The organism is Nonomuraea rubra (assembly GCF_014207985.1).
GTDB classification, from domain to species: domain Bacteria; phylum Actinomycetota; class Actinomycetes; order Streptosporangiales; family Streptosporangiaceae; genus Nonomuraea; species Nonomuraea rubra.
On sequence record NZ_JACHMI010000001.1, the window covers coordinates 225939 to 240853 of the forward strand.

Annotated in this window: 15 protein-coding genes; 6 read left to right on the plus strand and 9 right to left on the minus strand. The window is 72.4% G+C overall.

The window, feature by feature from the left end; all coding sequences use genetic code 11:
* Genes HD593_RS01035 through HD593_RS01045 form a run of 3 tightly spaced genes read right to left on the minus strand, consistent with a single transcriptional unit; the run spans position 1 to position 2420 of the window.
* Complete coding sequence (locus tag HD593_RS01035) at positions 1 to 696, minus strand: aspartate/glutamate racemase family protein (RefSeq protein WP_185100264.1); 696 nt, start codon at positions 694 to 696, stop codon at positions 1 to 3.
* A 10-nt stretch (positions 697 to 706) separates the two neighbouring features.
* Positions 707 to 1903, minus strand: a complete 1197-nt coding sequence (locus tag HD593_RS01040; RefSeq protein ID WP_221524562.1) for an MFS transporter — start codon at positions 1901 to 1903, stop codon at positions 707 to 709.
* Positions 1904 to 1955: 52 nt separating this feature from the next.
* Positions 1956 to 2420 (minus strand): RrF2 family transcriptional regulator, encoded by a 465-nt coding sequence (locus tag HD593_RS01045; protein ID WP_246547391.1) that lies wholly within the window; start codon positions 2418 to 2420, stop codon positions 1956 to 1958.
* Positions 2421 to 2531: 111 nt separating this feature from the next.
* Here HD593_RS01045 and HD593_RS01050 point away from each other — a divergent pair, with 111 nt between their 5' ends.
* Complete coding sequence (locus HD593_RS01050; RefSeq protein WP_185100267.1) at positions 2532 to 2693, plus strand: hypothetical protein; 162 nt, start codon at positions 2532 to 2534, stop codon at positions 2691 to 2693.
* Positions 2694 to 2753: 60 nt separating this feature from the next.
* On the opposite strand, the gene HD593_RS01055 is transcribed toward HD593_RS01050, so the two are convergent.
* The gene (locus HD593_RS01055) at positions 2754 to 3530 is read right to left on the minus strand and encodes an MBL fold metallo-hydrolase (RefSeq protein ID WP_185100268.1); all 777 of its coding nucleotides are present in this window, start codon (positions 3528 to 3530) and stop codon (positions 2754 to 2756) included.
* A gap of 65 nt (positions 3531 to 3595) precedes the next feature.
* Here HD593_RS01055 and aroQ point away from each other — a divergent pair, with 65 nt between their 5' ends.
* The gene (gene aroQ, locus HD593_RS01060; RefSeq protein WP_185100269.1) at positions 3596 to 4222 is read left to right on the plus strand and encodes a gamma subclass chorismate mutase AroQ; all 627 of its coding nucleotides are present in this window, start codon (positions 3596 to 3598) and stop codon (positions 4220 to 4222) included.
* Positions 4223 to 4714: 492 nt separating this feature from the next.
* Here aroQ and HD593_RS60115 read toward each other — a convergent pair whose 3' ends face one another.
* Genes HD593_RS60115 through HD593_RS01075 form a run of 3 tightly spaced genes read right to left on the minus strand, consistent with a single transcriptional unit; the run spans position 4715 to position 8543 of the window.
* Entirely contained in the window at positions 4715 to 6304 is a 1590-nt protein-coding gene (locus HD593_RS60115; protein WP_312903302.1) for a serine/threonine protein kinase, read from the minus strand.
* 31 nt (positions 6305 to 6335) lie between these two features.
* Positions 6336 to 6992 carry a TetR/AcrR family transcriptional regulator gene (locus HD593_RS01070; RefSeq protein WP_185100270.1) on the minus strand — a complete coding sequence of 219 codons (657 nt, stop codon included), beginning with the start codon at positions 6990 to 6992 and terminating at the stop codon, positions 6336 to 6338.
* A 42-nt stretch (positions 6993 to 7034) separates the two neighbouring features.
* A complete protein-coding gene (locus tag HD593_RS01075; RefSeq protein WP_185100271.1) occupies positions 7035 to 8543 on the minus strand; it encodes a nitrilase-related carbon-nitrogen hydrolase in 1509 nt (502 codons plus the stop codon).
* A gap of 91 nt (positions 8544 to 8634) precedes the next feature.
* On the opposite strand from HD593_RS01075, the gene HD593_RS01080 reads away from it, so the two are divergent.
* Both HD593_RS01080 and HD593_RS01085 read left to right on the plus strand, forming a co-directional pair.
* A complete protein-coding gene (locus HD593_RS01080; protein WP_185100272.1) occupies positions 8635 to 9636 on the plus strand; it encodes an AraC family transcriptional regulator in 1002 nt (333 codons plus the stop codon).
* Between the two features lie 79 nt (positions 9637 to 9715).
* Positions 9716 to 10549 (plus strand): SAM-dependent methyltransferase, encoded by an 834-nt coding sequence (locus HD593_RS01085; protein ID WP_185100273.1) that lies wholly within the window; start codon positions 9716 to 9718, stop codon positions 10547 to 10549.
* A gap of 7 nt (positions 10550 to 10556) precedes the next feature.
* Here HD593_RS01085 and HD593_RS01090 read toward each other — a convergent pair whose 3' ends face one another.
* Entirely contained in the window at positions 10557 to 11783 is a 1227-nt protein-coding gene (locus HD593_RS01090; RefSeq protein WP_185100274.1) for a cytochrome P450, read from the minus strand.
* Positions 11784 to 11858: 75 nt separating this feature from the next.
* On the opposite strand from HD593_RS01090, the gene HD593_RS01095 reads away from it, so the two are divergent.
* On the plus strand, positions 11859 to 12698 hold the full coding sequence (locus HD593_RS01095) for a helix-turn-helix transcriptional regulator (protein ID WP_185100275.1): 840 nt from the start codon (positions 11859 to 11861) through the stop codon (positions 12696 to 12698).
* A 44-nt stretch (positions 12699 to 12742) separates the two neighbouring features.
* Entirely contained in the window at positions 12743 to 13498 is a 756-nt protein-coding gene (locus tag HD593_RS01100) for a glucose 1-dehydrogenase (protein ID WP_185100276.1), read from the plus strand.
* On the opposite strand, the gene HD593_RS01105 is transcribed toward HD593_RS01100, so the two are convergent.
* Positions 13488 to 14771 carry an acyltransferase family protein gene (locus HD593_RS01105; protein ID WP_185100277.1) on the minus strand — a complete coding sequence of 428 codons (1284 nt, stop codon included), beginning with the start codon at positions 14769 to 14771 and terminating at the stop codon, positions 13488 to 13490. The two genes, HD593_RS01100 and HD593_RS01105, sit on opposite strands and share 11 nt — an antisense overlap.
* Positions 14772 to 14915 lie beyond the last annotated feature (144 nt).

Sequence of the window (14915 nt, forward strand, 5' to 3'; positions counted from 1 at the left end):
CTACGACTCCCCGAGGGCGAACCCGGCTGCGGCCTCCGCGTGCAGCCGGGCGCTCGGCAGCACCGGGACCACCGTGTCCTTGTCGCTGATCAGCAGCTCGATCTCGGTGCAGCCGAGTATCACCCCTTCGGCCCCCTCGGCCGCCAGCTCGGCGACGATCTCCACGTACGCCTCCTTCGAGGACGGCCGGAGCAGCCCGCGCACCAGCTCCTCGAAGATCACCCGGTGCACCAGCTCGCGCCGTTCGCGCCCGGGCACGACCACCTCGAAGCCGTACGCGGCCAGCCGGTCCCTGATGAACGGCTCCTCCATCGTGAACCGGGTGCCCAGCAGCCCGACCTTGCGCCACCCCCTGGAGACGACCTCCGCGCCCACGGCGTCGGCGATGTGCAGCACGGGCACGCCGGTGCCGCGCGCCACCTCGTCGGACACCCGGTTGAAGGTGTTGCTGCAGATGAGCAGCAGCTCGGCGCCCATGCGCTCCAGCTTGCCGCCCGCGTCGGCCAGCATCGTCCCCACCTCGTCCCAGCGGTCGGCGAAGATGAGGTCCTCGACGGTGGTGTAGTCGACTGACCAGATCAGGCTGTTGGCGGAGTGGCTGCCGCCGAGCCGTTCGCGTACCCGCTGGTTGATGATCTGGTAGTAGATGATCGTTGATTCCCAGCTCAGTCCGCCGATCAGCCCGATAGTGCGCATGGGGGGCAGGTTAGAGGCGGTTCTTGCCCATTTCGCAGGCCGAAAGTTGTCCAGTTTCCGCCGATCGGCGGGTGGCGGCCAGATAGAGCAGGCATCCGGCGGCCAGCGCCGCGCTCACGCCCAGCGCGACCGGCGCCCCCACGGGCAGCAGCAGCCCGCCGAGCGCCGTCCCCAGGGCGATGCCGAGGTAGAGCGCGGAGCCGTTCAGCCCCACGACCACGGCCGTCTCCTGGGGCGCGGCCGAGATCAGCCGCAACTGCTGCGCCGGCGTCTGGAACCAGGTGCTCGCGCCCCAGGCCGCCATGAGCAGCGCGGCCACCGGCAGCGCGTGTGGCCCCATGCCGGTGGCCCAGGCGAAGGCGCCAAGGGTGAGGGCGAGTGCCGCGTACCCGGCGGACAGCACCCGGACCGGCCCGTACCGGTCGGCGGCGCTGCCCGCGACCAGGTTGCTGGCGAAGGCGCCCGCACCGTAGAGGAACAGCAGCCACATCTCGGACTCCGGCGTGGCGCCCAGCGCGTGCAGGAGCGGGACGGCGTAGGCGTACAGGCCGTAACTGGCCATCATGCCGAGCGTGGTCAGCGGCAGCACCGCGACGACTCCCGGGCGGCGCAGGGTGCCGAGCCGGGTGCGCAGGGGGACGCTCGGGCCGCCCGGAAGGCCGGGCAGGACGGCGATCACGCCGGCGGCGCAGAGCGCGCAGAGTGCGGCGACCAGCCCGAGCGCGACCCGCCAGTTCAGGGTTCTGTCGGCCAGGTTGCCCAGCGGCACGCCGAGCGCGGTGGCCACGGTCAGCCCGCCGACCACCACGGCCAGCGCGCGGGCCCGCTGCCCCGGCGCGGCCATGGACGCGGCGACGGCCCCGGCGTTCGGGGTGAACGCGGCGGCCCCGGCGGCGGCCAGCACCCGGGTGACCATCAGCACCGGGTAGCTGGGTGCCAGCGCGGATCCGAGGTTGGCCAGCGCGAGCACGACGAGCGCGGTGGTCAGCAGGGCCCGGCGCGGCACCCGCGCGGTGAACGTGGCCAGCACGGGCGAGAGCACCGCGTACGCGACGGCGAACACGGTGGCCGACTGCCCTGCGGTGCTCTCGGAGACCTCCAGCGACCGGGCCATCGCCGGCAGGAACCCGGCCACCACGTACGCGTCGGTGCCGACGGCGAACGTGCCGAGCCCCAGCACGAGCGTTCTAACCGGGATACCTGACATCCTCATTCCTGTCCTGAGAAGACCGGCGAGCGGTGGGGGATGGGGGAATCGATCAGCCGCGCAGGCGGGCGTAGTTGCGCCTGGTGCGCTCACCCGAGGGGGCCGCGCCCGCCATGAGGTCGGCGATCGTCTGCCCGGCCAGCTCCCGCCGCCAGGCCAGCTCCGCCCGCCGCATCGCCGTGGAGATGCCGCAGGGGCGGCGGAACTGCCCGCCCTCCGCACCGGCGCCGCGCTGCCGGATCTCGACGCAGCGGAACGCCTCCGCGGGCCCCTCCAGCGCGGTCACCACGTCCATCATCGTGATGTGCTCAGGTGGCTTGGCCAGTGAGAAGCCGCCCCTGGCGCCAGGGGTGGAGGCGAGGATCCCGGCCCTGGTCAGGGCCTGGAGCCGCTTCTTCAGGTACTCCTGCGGGAGGTCGAACCAGGCGGCCAGCCTGCGGATCGACACCGGCCCTTCGTCCTTGAGCCAGCCCAGGGTCACGCAGCAGTGCAATCCCCACTCGACTCCTTCACCCATCTGCACAACCGGGATAATACACATCCCCTATTGACCGCGCGTCGTTCCCTGGAATCGCCCACTCTCGGGTTATGGTGCATAACGGTAAGTAGTCGAGAGGTGGGGGCAAAAATGGCTCAGAACGATGGCGTCCAGAATGTCGTGAGCTCGATCAACGACTTTCTCCAGCAGGCCGTCGACCGCCAGGACGTGCCGCAGGACATCCGCGACCGGGCAGAGCGCCTGAGGGCGAACCTGTCGCAGCTGTCCGGCGGCTCGGCCATGTCGATCTAGCCGGTCGCACTCGGTAAGGCGGCGGCCTTCGCCCGGGCGGGCGGGCCGCCGTCTCGCATCTCAACGGGACCTCAACGCGGACACCGCGGCCGCCACCGGCGTGACCGTGCCGTCGGAGCCCAGCTCGAACGTCTGCCCGTCCTCGGGAAAGACGATGTTCGGCCGGTCGGAGCCCGTGACCTCCTCACCCAGGTGCGTGGGGAAGAGCGTGAGCCCGGGATGGTCGTCGGCGAGCCGCTCCACGTCGTCCAGGCCCATGTGGCCGACCTTCGAGCTGAGGAACGAGGTGTCCAGTGCGAGGGCGGAGCTCGTGTCCGCGAGCTGCTCGACCGAGGGGCACAGGACGGTGTCGCCGGTGTAGCCGAAGACGGTGCCGGCGGTGTCGGTGATGGAGTAACCGAGCGCGATCGGGGTGGTGTGCTCGACGGGCAGGGCCCGGATGCGGTAACCCTCGCCGGACCACTCCCCGCCCTCGTGGCCGAACTCGACGAAACGCGGCTGGAGGTTGGGCTGGATCTTCTCCCAGGTGCCCGGATAGCTGATCTCGAACAGGTGGGCCACGCGCTCGGCGAAACCGGTCGGGCCGATGAGGATCAGCTCGCGGTCCCGCTTGCGCAGCAGGCCCTGCTCCATGAGCAGGAAGATGATGTCGAAGAAGTGGTCGGCGTGGAAATGGGTGATGAGGCAGAGGTCGACCGTGGCCGGGTCGATCCGCTCGCGGCGCATCGCCTTGACGGATCCGTTCGGGGTGTCGATGAGGAGCTTGTCGTCGAGCAGTGCCGAGGCGCTGAGGCGGTCATGGAAGATGGATCCGGTGCCGACGAAGTGAACCTGCATGACCCGCCCCTGGCTTACTGTGACATATATATTACTCACAGTAGTCGTGCTGGGGGTGGGAAATCATGACCCTTGTGGTGAGGTCCGCGTCACTGGCCCTGATGTCCATGGTGCTGCTCGGCCCCACCGCCGCCGGCGCCGACGACGCCGCCACGGGTGTCGTCGTGCCGGATTCCGGTGACCGGGCGGGGCTGCTGGCGCTGGTGGATCTGATCGTGCGGCGGTTGTCGCTGGCCGATGAGGTGGCGGCGGCCAAGCTCGCCGACGGCCGCCCGATCGCCGATCCCGTACGCGAGCGGCGCCTGCTCGACGCCGTCGCCGCCCTCGCGGCCCGTTCCGGGACGGCGCCGGAGGCCGGGGTGCGCTTCTTCAGGGCGCAGATCGAGGCGGGCAAGATGGTGCAGCGCGGGCTGCACGCGCGCTGGCGGGCGCATCCGGAGCTGCGCCCCCGGCGGCATCCCGACCTGGCGGGCGAGGTGCGCCCACGACTCGACCGGCTCACGCCCCCGCTGCTGCGCCTGCTCGGGGAGACCGAGCCGGTACGCGCATCCGACGGCCGCTGCTGGTCCGGGCTGGCCGCGGCGCGGCTCGCCGTCGAAGCGCGTACCGGCCTGGACCGGCTGCATCGCGACGCCCTCGACGCGGCCCTCGCCCCGCTATGCGACCCCGCTCAGGCCGACCGCGTCACCTGACGCGGCGCCCCACTTCGCGACCCCGCTCAGGCCGAGCGCGTCACCTGGTGGCGCGTCCGGGGCGCGGAGCACCACGGGCTCGTCCCGCTCGCGGCGACCCGCGTACAACTCGGCGACCTGCGCCCGGCGGGGCGCCCGCGTCCTGAAGCGTAGGGGCGTGGGGGCGCGGGCACCGCGTGGACCAGTGTCGGGGGCGCCGCGACGGGCGCGGGGGCAGCAAGATCCGCCGGAGTGGGTTCGGGTTCGGTGGCGTCGGGTTTTCGGGAGTCGGTGGGAGCGGGGAGGAGCACGTCCTCCAGCAGTTGCATGAGCATCAGACCGATCAGAGCCGCCACCGGGATGGCCAATGCCGCGAGGATGATCGTCACCTCCTGCGTGTGGCGCCGGGCGGTCGCTCGGATGTGACCGCCTCGTTCACGTTCCGCCAACGAGCGGCCCCTACCGCACCAGAACCGGACTAAACGGGCCTAGTGGACTCGGTGTGCCAGACAGTCAGGACAGGTTGCAGGTGGCCGACGGCATGAACGGGTTCTCCGGCTCCACGCCCACGGCCTGCCCGTAGGCGGGGTACTTCCACGCGCACAACGCCGACACCGTGACCGCCGCCCCGCTGTCCGAGCACTTCATGCCCGACCACCCGGCGCCGAACGTCACCGTCTGCCCCTGCGACTTGCAGTAGGCGCTGGCGTCGTTCCACGTGACCGTGCCGGTGGAGGGCTGGAGTGACGGCTTGGGGGAGGGCTGCCGGCTGCTGGTGGCCTTGCCGGCGGGCGACCTGCTGGCGGTGGGCGTCGACCTGGGCTTCTTGGTCGAGGTGGTGGGGCTGCTGCCCGGCATCGCGTCCTGGTCTCGGGCCGGGGTCTGCGACTTGCGGGGCGTCTTCGCGGGGGACGCGGGAGCGGGGCCGGTCTCCTTGCCGGGCGCCGGGGTGGCGAGCAGCTCGTACGAGGTGGGCGCCGGCGATGGCGTGGACGCGGAAGCCGAGGGCGGGACCGAGGTGGGCGACGGTGCGGCCTGCGCCTCCTGCCGCTGGGCGGTGGCGGGTGCCAGGGCGTACACGCCGATGCCCACCCCGGCGGTGACGATCAGCGCCGCGCTCGCCGAGGCGACGGCGAGCATGCGGCGCCGAGCGCGATCCCCCGTAAGGGTCTCCTGGGTGGGAACGGGCTCGCTCAGCACGCTTCCGGCCGAGCCGGCGGCGTGGCCGGTGGAGCCAGGGGCGGCGTGCTCGCCCGGCAGATCTCCGGCCGCGACGACCTGCCAGGTCGGCGGCGGCAGGGTGCGCAGGCGGTCGACCACCTGGGCGGCGGTGGGCCGTCGCGCCTGGTCCTTGGCCAGGCACTCCTCCAGCAGCCGCCGCAGCCCCACCTCCACCCCACCGAGATCCGGCTCGCTGTTCAGCACCGAATGCAGGGTCGCCGGGATGGAGTCGCCGGGGAAGGCCCGCCCGCCGGTGGCCGCGTAGTACATGGTCGCGGCCCACGCGAACAGGTCGGCGGCGGGCCCCACGTCCTCGTCCGCGATCTGCTCGGGGGCCATGTACGCGGGGCTCCCGATGGGCTGGCTGCTGGCGACCGACTGGCTCAGGTCCAGCGCCTTGGCGATGCCGAAGTCGATCACCACGGGCCCGTCGGGCCCCAGCAGCACGTTGCCGGGCTTGAAGTCCCTGTGCACCACCCCGGCCGCGTGGATCGCGGCCAGCGCCGTCGCGGTGTTGATCGCCAGCCGCTGCAGCGCCGCCGCGCCGCGCGGCCCGCTCTCCCTGACCGAGTCCTGCAGCGAGGGCCCGTCCACGTACTCGCTGACGATGTACGGCCGAGCCCCCACGAACCCGGAGTCGAGCAGCTGCGCCGTGCAGAACGGCGCCACCCGCTTGGCCGTCCGCACCTCCCGCAGGAACCGGGTCCTGGCCGCCTCGTCGGCGATGAGATGCGAGTGCAGCAGTTTGACCGCGACGAGCGCGCCTGCCGGGCCGCGGCCCGTGTACACGACGCCCTGCCCGCCGGCCCCGACGCGGCCTTCCAGCAGGTACGGCCCGACCTCGGCGGGATCCTCCGGGAGCAGGCTCATCGGCTGGGGCACGGGATCTCCTCGGCGTCGTGCTCGGCGGCGTTCAGCACGAGGTCCCCGGGGCGGGGACCGGCCGGCCCGGCGGGACCTGGGTGACCAGCCCCTCGGCTGCGGCGGTGAGCATGAACACGAAGTAGTCCTCCGGGGTGTGCGCGGGGATGCCGGCGCCGGCCTGCCGCATCAGCTCGGAGCCGGCGATCACCGCCAGCGTCTCCTCGGCCTCCGGGGTGCCGAGGAGGGCGGCCCGCTCCTGCTCGGCCACGGTGGCGCCGATGGCCATGGTGGCGATGGCGGAGGAGAGCGCGACGGCGGCGGGCGGGTCGTAGCCGCGCCGGCCCAGCGCGATGATCTGGTGCTCCAGGAGCCGCAGGCCGGACGGCCCGCGCGGGAACAGCCGCTGCATGTACCGGCCCGTCCCCGGATGGTCGAGCGTGAAGCGCCGCAACTGCATGGCGAAGCTGACGAGGTGGGCGGCCGCCGGCTCGGCGGGGTCGTCGACCAGCGTCAGCTCGCCCAGGATGGCCTCGCCGACCAGCCGCTCCAGCGCCGACCGGCCGGCCACGTGGCGGTAGAGCGCGGCCGTGGTGACGCCGAGCGCGTCGGCGACGCCCTGCATGCTGAGCTGGTCGAGGCCGATGCGGGTGCCGGCCTCGACCACGTCACGAAGCGTGAAGCTGGCCGTGCGCCCGCCGGTCTTCATGGGTGAGCCCCCTAAGTTACGGTGCCTAACTTAGAAGAATGATCAGCCCGTACGCAAGGAGCCGCCCGGTCGGCTCCGCCGCCGCACCCCCGCCCCGATCGCGCCGAGCGTGAACGCCGCGCACAGCCAGGCGAAGACGTCTCCGGCCAGCCGGTACGGCGTCACCGCGCCCCGCGTGGGCACGTCCACGATCCACGGCGGGTTGTCGCCGGGCGTGGTGTCCTGCTGCGACAGCACGTGCCCCTGGTGGTCGAAGGCCTGCGAGGAGCCGTTGTAGTCCTGCCGGACCAGGGCGTAGCCGTTCTCGATCGCGCGCAGGCTCGCCATCTTCGTGTGGATGCGGCCCATCTCCGGCCAGTCGCCGCCGGGAACGAGCATGATGTCGGCGTCGACGCGCATCGTGGCGGGGAAGTCCGCGTCGTAGCAGATGACGTTGGACAGGCGGCCGTACGGGGTGTCCACGACGGGCACGGGGCCCCGGCCTGGCGTGTAGTTCTCCAGCCCGGGGATGGGGTGGTGCTTCTGGTAGGTCCACAGCACCTTTCCATCGGGGCCGAGCAGCACCGTCTGGTCGCGGCCGTAGGGGGCGGCGGGCAGGTAGACGTTCGCCGCGAGGTTGAGGTAGATGCCCTGCTCGCGGGCGAGCGCGGCGGCCTCGGCGAGGAACGACGGCTCGTCCTCCGCGCGGATCCTGGCGGCGTTCTCCGACCAGAAGACGATCTTCGCGCCGGACTGCGCGGCCCTGCGGGTGTCGTCGAAGAGCTGCCTGGTGATCACGGCGGAGGCCGCGCGGACCGTGCCCGCCTCGATCCGGGAGACGGCCCGCAGGTCGGTGGGCTCGGTGCCGAGCATCCGCCTGGCCTCGCCGAGGGCGGCCGCGCTCGGGTTGAGGCCCGCGACGCGTACGGTGGGCGAGCTCGCGGCGTGGGCGAAGGCCAGCCGCGCCTGGCCGCCCACGATCACCGCCGCCAGCACGGCGGCCACCACGACGGCTGGCCGGGATCCGCCGTGCTCCCACACGTGGTTGGCGGCGGTCGCGACGGCGCCGATGAGGAAGGCGATCGCGTAGGGCCCGGCGACGGAGATCGCCTGAAGAAGGGCCAGGTCGTCGTGCTGGGTGACCGCCAGCAGCCCGTACGCGGTGCCGAAGGGGTTGAAACTGCCCATCAGGTACGCCACGGCGGTCAGCGCGGCCGGGAAGGCGAGCAACCTGCCGACCGGTCCCAGCCTGCCGCACAGCAGCCGGTCCACCACGAAGGGCACCAGCGCGGCCGAGCCGAGCACGACCACTCCCACCAGCACCAACGGGGTGATCGGCACGGCGAGCTGCACGGCCCAGAACAGCCCGCCCGCCACGCCGACCAGCCACACCGGCACGAGCCCCGGCCATGGCCGCCCGGTCCGCAGGAACCTCAGCAGGAAGATCTGGAAGAGCCACGCGGCCAGCGGCAGGTCCCACCGGCCGCCGACGGCGAACAACTGCAGGACCAGGCCGAGGCCGAGCCAGAGATACCGGCGGCGGGCGGCCGCCTTCGCAGGGGAGGATGTCATGGCCGAAACGCTAGGAACCGCACCCCTGCCGGCCCCAGCACCGTCCCGAGCGGAAATCATGACCGATCCGCGCATCACGTACATTGACCCGGTGAACAGCTCGACGCAGCCGGGCGACGTGGTCCGGCGGCTGGTGCGCGTCGGCGAGCGGCAGGGCCTCGACGTGGCGTCGCTGTTGCGCCGCACCGGCATCCCGGCCGAGGCGACCCGGTGCGAGGACGTGACGCTCACCCAGGTCGCGGAGCTGACCCAGGAGTTGTGGATCCTGACGGGGGACGAGCTGTTCGGCCTGGGGCCGCCCGTGCCGCTGGGCACGTTCCGGCTGGTGATGCGCTCGGTGATCCACGTGCCCGACCTGGAGGCGGCGCTGCGGCGGCTGGCGGAGGCCGGCCAGGCCCTGCCGGGCATGCCGCGGCTGCGGGTGTCGGCGGACGGGGAACGGGCCGGGATCGAGCTCGACGTCGGCGAGCTGGACGACCCCGATCACCTGGCCGCCGAGCTGCTGGCCGCGCTGGTTCACCGGGTGGCGAGCTGGCTCACCGGTCGGCGCGTCGGCCTGCGCGAGCTGCGCCTGCCCTGGCCGGCGCCGCCGTACGCGGCCGACTACGAGACCGTCTTCGGCCGGCACCCGGTGTTCGGCGCCGATCGGCTCGCCCTGTCGTTCGACCGCGACCTGCTGACCGCGCCCGTGATCAGGGACGAGGAGGACCTCGCCGACTTCCTCGGGGACCAGCCGCACGTCTGGCTGGCCACGCGGGACTACGGCTCGTCCACCGCCGACCGCGTACGCGGGATCCTGGAGCACGGCCTGCGCGGCCACTGGCCCGCGCCCGGCGAGCTCTCCGCCCGGCTCAACGTGAGCACGCAGCACCTGCGCAGGCTGCTGCGCGCGGAGCACACGTCGATCGGCCAGATCAAGGAGGACCTCCTGCGGGACGCCGCCATCGCGAGCCTGCGCCGCGGCGACGAATCCGTCGAGGAGCTGGCGAGGAGGCTGGGCTTCTCGGAGGCGAGCGCGTTCCGCCGGGCCTTCCGCCGCTGGACCGGCCATCCTCCCAGCGCCTACCGGGCGCCTGATGAAAGTTTCACGTGAAGCTGTGGCATGAGCGACATGCCCGCTATGCTCGCGGCACGCATCGATGTCGATCACTGGGCCACGGCGGAAGGTGACCATGAGCGAGGCGTCCCCCGAGCGGATCTGGACCCATCAGGACCCGGACTACCTGCCCCCGGAGATCGACACCAGCAAGCCCAGCATCGCCCGCGTCTACGACGCGTTCCTCGGCGGCAAGGACAACTTCGCGGTCGACCGGGCCATCGCGATGGAGGGCATGAAGCACTTCCCCGACGGCGGCGGTGGCGCGCGGAACAACCGCGCGATGTTGTTCAGAGGCGTGAAGTACATGACGGAGCAGGGCATCGACCAGTTCCTCGATGTCGGCTCCGGCCTGCCCACGATGGACAACACCCACTCCGTCGCCCAGCGCGTCAACCCGGACGCCCGCGTCGTCTACGTCGACAACGACCCCATCGTGCTGGCCCACGCCCGGGCCCTGCTGCAGACCAACGACAACACCCGGGTCATCACCGCGGACCTGCGCGAGCCCGAGGCGATCTTCCACCACCCGAAGGTGGAGGGTTTCCTGGACTTCTCCCGCCCGATCGGCCTGCTGCTGGTGGCCGTGGTGCACCACCTCGGCGACGACGAGGGCCCGGCGGAGCTGGTGGACGTCTACAAGTCCCGCCTGGCCTCCGGCAGCTACCTGCAGCTCACCCACTTCTGCTCGTGCGCCCCCGAGGTGCGCGCGCTGGAAGGGGTCCTGCTGTCGATGCTGGGCACCGGCAGGGCCCGCGACCTGAAGGAGATCACCCGCTTCTTCGACGGGCTGGAGCTGGTCGAGCCGGGCGTGGTGCACCTGCCGGAGTGGCGCCCTGACGAGCCGGTCAAGCTGCCTCTCGACCTGGCGGGCAACTGTATCGCGGGCGGCGTGGCCCGCAAGCCCTGACCCGCTCTCACCACTCCAGCCGGAGCGCGAGCGGGCCCCGGTGGTCGAGCGTGCCGCGGTACTCGATCCGCTGATCCGGTACGAGCCGCAGCCCGGGCAGCCGCTCGGCGAGCAGGCGCAGCGTGATCTCGACCTGGCGGCGCGCCAGGCCCGCCCCGGGACAGTAGTGCGGGCCCTGGCCGAAGACCACGTTGGCGTGCGGGGTCCGGGTGATGTCGAACGTCTCGGCCCGCTCGAAGGCGTCCTCGTCCCGGTTGGCGGAGGCCAGGCAGAGGGCGAACTCGGTGCCGGCGGGGAAGTCCCGTCCCCCGACCTCGGCGTCGGCGGTCGAGACCCGCAGGAAGATGTGCGTCGGGGTGTCGTAGCGGGCGATCTCCTCGGCCGCGTTCGGCGCCAGGTCGGGCCGCTCGCACAGCAGCCGCCACTGCTCCGGCTGGGAGAGCAGCCGGAGCAGGCCGTTGCCGAGCAGCGCCGAGGTGGTGATGTGGCCGGGCAGGGCGATGCTCAGCACCAGGCCGACGAGCTCGGCCGTCTCCTCGAAGGACAGCGGCCCGTCACCCGGGGCGAACGCGGCGACGTAGGAGCTGATCACGTCGTCGCGGGGCGCGGCGCGGCGCTCGACCACGTACCGCTCGATGAGCCGCTGGAAGCGCACCCACGCCCGGGCGCACGCCACCTGCTCCTCCTCGGAGCTGAACCGGTGCCCCATGCTGACGGCCGCCGCGGCCCGGCTGTCGTCCCCGAACGCCGTGGCGTCCTGCTCGGCGAACCCGACCAGCCGGGCGATCACGTCCACCGGCAGCCGGTTGGCGTACCCGGCCATGAACTCGACGCCGCCGTCCTTGGCGAAGCCGTCGATGAGCCGGGAGGCGCGTTCGAGGATGTACGGCTCGATCGCGTCGACCCGCTCCGGGGTGAGCGCCGCCGCCGCGGGCGCCCGGCGCCGCCGGTGCTCCTCGCCGTCCATCGTGATGTACGAGCCCCGGTTGGGAAAGCCCTTCTCCAGCTCCGCGAGCAGCGCGGGAGGGAACGGCGAGTACGGCCGCAGGGTGTTGGCCGAGGAGAACCGGCTCCCGTCACGCAGGATCCGGCGGACGTCGGCCATCTTCGTCACGACCCAGGCCCCCATCACGGGGGAGAAGAACAGCGGCTCCTCCTGCCTGGCCCGCTCGTAGAAGGGATAGGGGTTGGCGTGGTGCTCTTGGAGTGGTTCGTACAGGTCGCCCAGCGACATGCCCATCACCTTCGCCTGAAAGCCTGGAAGATCGGGGATTGCCCTGACTATAACCTCGCTCCGATACCGTGATCCATGACCAGCGAGACCTCTGAGGCGCGGCGGCACCGCCGCGAGCAGCTCCGCGACTTCCTCCGCGCCTGCCGGGCGCGGCTCACTCCCGGCGACGTCGGCATGGTGGACGCGGGCCGGCGCAGGACCCCCGGGCTGCGGCGCGAGGAGGTCGCCGTGCTGGCCGGGGTCGGCGTGTCCTGGTACACGTGGCTGGAGCAGGGCCGCGACATCAACGTCTCGGCCGAGGTGCTCGACGCGATCGGCCGGGCCCTGCGCCTGACCGAGCCCGAGCGCGCCCACCTGTACCTGCTGGCCGGCCTCAACCCGCCGCGCCCCGGCGGCGGCTCCGGTGCCGAGGTCACCCCGGAGCTGCGGCGCCTGCTCGACGCGTGGGCGCCCCGACCGGCGATCCTGCGCGACAGCCGCTGGAACCTGCTGGCGATCAACGAGGGGACGCGGGCCGTGTTCGGCTACGACGACCTCGATCACAACTGCCTGGTCTCGTTCTTCACCAACGCCCGCTACCGCGGCATGCACGTGCAGTGGGACGCGGTCGCGCCCGCCGTGGTCGCCGCCTTCCGCGCCGACGCCGGGCACGCTCCCGGCGACCCCGAGTTCGCCAGGCTGGTGGACGACCTCGGCTCGGTGAGCCCCGAGTTCGCCGCGCTCTGGGCCCGCCACGAGGTGGGCGCGCCCGTGCAGGCGGTGAAGGCGGTCCGCCACCCCGTCGCCGGCGAGCTGTTCTTCGAGATGACCACCCTGACCGTGGCCGACCGGCCGGACTGGCACCTGGAGCTGTACAACCCGCTGCCGGGCACCGAGGAGCGCCTGGCCAGGGTGGTGCTGCCAGACCCAGGCTGAGCACGCACTGTCTCGCCCGCGGGCGGGTCGGCAGGCTGGGGCCCATGACGAAGACACGTTTCGACGGCAAGATCGCGCTCATCACCGGCGGCACGAGCGGCATGGGCCTGGCCGCCGCCCGCAGGCTGCTCGCCGAGGGCGCGCGGGTGGTCATCACCGGCAGGGACAAGGCCCGCCTGGACGCCGCGCTGGACGACCTGGGCGGTGGTGACCGCGTCCTGGCCGTACGCGGTGACGTGGCGGACCTCGTCGACCTGGACGCGCTGACCGCCACGATCCGCGACCGGTACGGGCGGCTGGACGTGGTGTTCGCCAACGCGGGCGTCGCCTCGTTCGGCGAGGTCACGGAGGCCGAGTTCGACCGCATCGTGACCATCAACTTCAAGGGGGTGTTCTTCACCGTCCACAAGACGCTGCCGCTGCTCGCGGACGGCGCCGCCGTCGTGATCAACGCGTCGTGGACGCTGCACCGCGGCCTGCCCGGCGCCTCGATCTACGCGGCGACCAAGGCGGCCGTGCACAACCTGGCGCGCACGCTCGCGGCCGACCTGGCGCCCAGGGGCATCCGGGTCAACTCGGTCAGCCCCGGCTACATCGAGACCCCGATGTTCCACGACAACATCTCCGCCGAGGCCGAAGCCGCCGTCCTCGCCGCGGTGCCCGCCGGCCGCCTGGGCACCGCCGAGGACGTGGCCGGCGCGGTCGCCTTCCTCGCCTCCGCCGAGGCCTCCTACGTCAACGGGCAGGACCTGATCATCGATGGCGGCCTGGTCGCCACCGCCTCCGGGCTCACGGGCTGACCCCCGCCCGCGCGCGGACCAGGCGGCGGCCGAGCGCCTGGGCAGGCAGCTCGACGAACCGGTAGGTCAGCGTCGCGACGGCGACGACGACGGCCCCCAGCACCAGTGACCAGGTGATCCGCCCGGTCACCGGCACCTCCCCCGGGTACGGCACCAGCCGCCGCAGCACCTGCACCGCCAGGGGATGCAGCAGGTACACGGAGTAGCTGATCAGCCCGAGGCGCACGAGCAAGGCGGACGGCCGCCGCAGCAGGCGGAACGCGAAAAAGGTCAGCCAGGCCGCCGCCACGGCCGCCGACCAGCTCCACCTGAACGCCAGCGCCTGCCCGTCGGACATCCCCCACCCGGGCCCGAACCAGAGCGCGGCACCGACGCACACGACGGGCACCAGCCCGACCGCCCACCTCGCGGCGCGGTGGAGCTGCCCCTGGTCCAGCCGGTGCAGCGCGGTCCCGGCGAACATGGTGGCCACGATGGCCAGGCTCTGCCAGGCCCCGATGCGGCTGTTGGCGCCGAGCAGGACGACGGCCAGGACGGCCAGGGCGGCGGCGCCGCACAGCCGTACGCGGTGGCCGCCGCCGAGGACCGCGGCCAGGCCGGCCACCAGCACGGCGGTCACGATCAGCACGACGGCGTCGCCTCCGAGGCCGCGCGACAGGGCGCCGGCCGGGAGCAGCCCGCCCACGAGCACGGCCGCAATGAGCACGACGAGGGTGCCGGTGGTACGCGGCCGGTGCGGCGAGAGCACGAAGATCGCCGTCACCAGGAGGTAGAACACCATCTCGTAGGAGAGCGTCCAGAACACGTTGACGACGCTGACCACCTGCATGAAGTCCTGCAACATCGTCAGGTGGGCCAGGCCGGACGCGACCGGGTGCTCGCCGAGCTGGACCGGCAGCTCCGAGTACACCCGCAGGAGGCCGAACGCGGTTCCGGCGACCGCCGCGACGATCCACAGCGGGTAGAGGCGGAACAACCGGCCGAGCCAGAACCCGGAGACGCTGCCCCGCCGCTCCAGGGACGCCGGCACCACGTAGCCGCTGACCAGGAAGAACACCATGACGCCGTACTGGCCGAAGTCGAACCACGGGCTGACGGCCGCGCGGACCTCGGGGAAGAGGGGATCGAGCAGGTGCTCGAAGAGCACGGCGAGCACGGCCAGGCCGCGCAGGGCGTCCAGCCAGGTGTGCCTGCGCGACGGTGGGGGCGGTCGCGCGGGGACCTCGTCGCGCGGCCCGCCGTCGCCCTTCAGGGCTGCCAGGTTGATGGACACCCGGTCACGCTAGGGGGTCAACCTGAGCGAATGCTTAGAGTATGACCAGGTCAGGGCGCATCTTGTCTTGCACGAAACCTATGGTGAATATTCCTTTCCCTGGGATGTCCGTTGTCTGTCGAGCTGCCTAACCTCCGTAGTAAC

What these genes read in the sequence shown, in the direction of transcription:
- HD593_RS01035 (WP_185100264.1), bottom strand. Translation starts at nt 696, where the DNA reads ATGCGCACTATCGGGCTGATCGGCGGACTGAGCTGGGAATCAACGATC.
- HD593_RS01040 (WP_221524562.1), bottom strand. Translation starts at nt 1,903, where the DNA reads ATGTCAGGTATCCCGGTTAGAACGCTCGTGCTGGGGCTCGGCACGTTC.
- HD593_RS01045 (WP_246547391.1), bottom strand. Translation starts at nt 2,420, where the DNA reads ATGGGTGAAGGAGTCGAGTGGGGATTGCACTGCTGCGTGACCCTGGGC.
- HD593_RS01050 (WP_185100267.1), top strand. Translation starts at nt 2,532, where the DNA reads ATGGCTCAGAACGATGGCGTCCAGAATGTCGTGAGCTCGATCAACGAC.
- HD593_RS01055 (WP_185100268.1), bottom strand. Translation starts at nt 3,530, where the DNA reads ATGCAGGTTCACTTCGTCGGCACCGGATCCATCTTCCATGACCGCCTC.
- aroQ (WP_185100269.1), top strand. Translation starts at nt 3,596, where the DNA reads ATGACCCTTGTGGTGAGGTCCGCGTCACTGGCCCTGATGTCCATGGTG.
- HD593_RS01070 (WP_185100270.1), bottom strand. Translation starts at nt 6,992, where the DNA reads ATGAAGACCGGCGGGCGCACGGCCAGCTTCACGCTTCGTGACGTGGTC.
- HD593_RS01075 (WP_185100271.1), bottom strand. Translation starts at nt 8,543, where the DNA reads ATGACATCCTCCCCTGCGAAGGCGGCCGCCCGCCGCCGGTATCTCTGG.
- HD593_RS01085 (WP_185100273.1), top strand. Translation starts at nt 9,716, where the DNA reads ATGAGCGAGGCGTCCCCCGAGCGGATCTGGACCCATCAGGACCCGGAC.
- HD593_RS01090 (WP_185100274.1), bottom strand. Translation starts at nt 11,783, where the DNA reads ATGTCGCTGGGCGACCTGTACGAACCACTCCAAGAGCACCACGCCAAC.
- HD593_RS01095 (WP_185100275.1), top strand. Translation starts at nt 11,859, where the DNA reads ATGACCAGCGAGACCTCTGAGGCGCGGCGGCACCGCCGCGAGCAGCTC.
- HD593_RS01100 (WP_185100276.1), top strand. Translation starts at nt 12,743, where the DNA reads ATGACGAAGACACGTTTCGACGGCAAGATCGCGCTCATCACCGGCGGC.